Annotated in this window: 1 protein-coding gene; it reads right to left on the bottom strand. The window is 50.8% G+C overall.

From position 1 onward, the window contains the following. A partial coding sequence (locus ACTHS3_RS13970) for an O-antigen ligase family protein (RefSeq protein ID WP_440368249.1) occupies window positions 1–1,073 on the bottom strand: 1,073 nt, incomplete at its 3' end. Window positions 1,074–1,118: the final 45 nt, after the last annotated feature.

Below are 1,118 nucleotides of genomic sequence, written 5' to 3'. Positions count from 1 at the left end.
GACAATAACTGCATGACGATATTGTGCGAATGGGTAAACAGTACGCCGAGGATGTTGTTGGGGAAGTATTGTTGTTGGGCATTGATCAGGAAGGTTTGTTGGGCAAAGCTGTTCCAGCCATGGCCGAACCAAGGTGCGGATTGAAAGGCAATCCATGCTTTGCTCCATTCGATTTGGCGCATGGAGCCTTCAAAACCGCTGGTGCCTGCGCGTTCGACAGCAGTTTCGTATTTGATGTTGCCAAACAAATCCAATAGGCTGCCCATGCCGAATTGGAAAGCGGCGGCCAGGATGGCGGTCAGAAGGAAAATGCACAGTGCGCGTTTGTGTTGGAAACGGGTACGCCAAAACCATAACGGTGTAATCAGGAATAGGGCGGCAATGTAGCCTAAGATGGTGCGTGAGTTGACCAGGCCGAGGGTTGCGGTCAAAGCCAATACAAACAGAAAACCTGCTGTATTGGACATTTTGCGTGCCGTCCATAAATAGGATGCCGCCAAAATGCCCCACATTAAATAATGTCCCAAATGATTGCGCTGGCCGAGTTGACCGTTTACGGTGCCGTTGCTTCGGGCAATGATGCCGTTCAACCACTCTACGTTGGACCAGCCTTTAAATTGCAGCCAGACGATGGAGGCCTGTATGGTTGCCCCTATCAATAAAGACCAAGCGAAGATGCTGACGACGCGTTCCTGTCCGTAAGCTGCTACCCAGCCCCGCACCGACCATGCGCCCAGTGCCAAAATGACAAATGTCCAGGCGGTAATATCGCTCATGCCGGGGTAGGTGGAATGCATGAGGCGTGCTTGGAGCAACCAAAATGCAGCCATGGCAAACAGGCCGATACTGAGTGTGGGAAGACGGATATTCAGCAGGCCTTTGTGTGCGCTAATCAATGTCAGTACCAATGAGCCGCTCAGTGAAATGGCTTCCAGATAAAAGCTGGGTAGTGGGCCGACTCGGTAGAGTGAAAGAAAAGGGACGGCGCAAATCCAAATAAAGCTGAGCCATAAAGGCCAAAAGGTTTTCACTGAAGATTCGGTCAGGCCGTCTGAAAGTGTGTGGTAGGTCATTTTGATGTGTGTTTTTGTTGTTTGATAAATGCAAGGCAGCCGAGG

The sequence above is a fragment of the Neisseria sp. P0009.S007 genome (assembly GCF_051962515.1).
The sequence above is the reverse complement of the archived record's forward strand: the minus strand, read 5'-3'. Positions and strand labels throughout refer to the sequence as shown.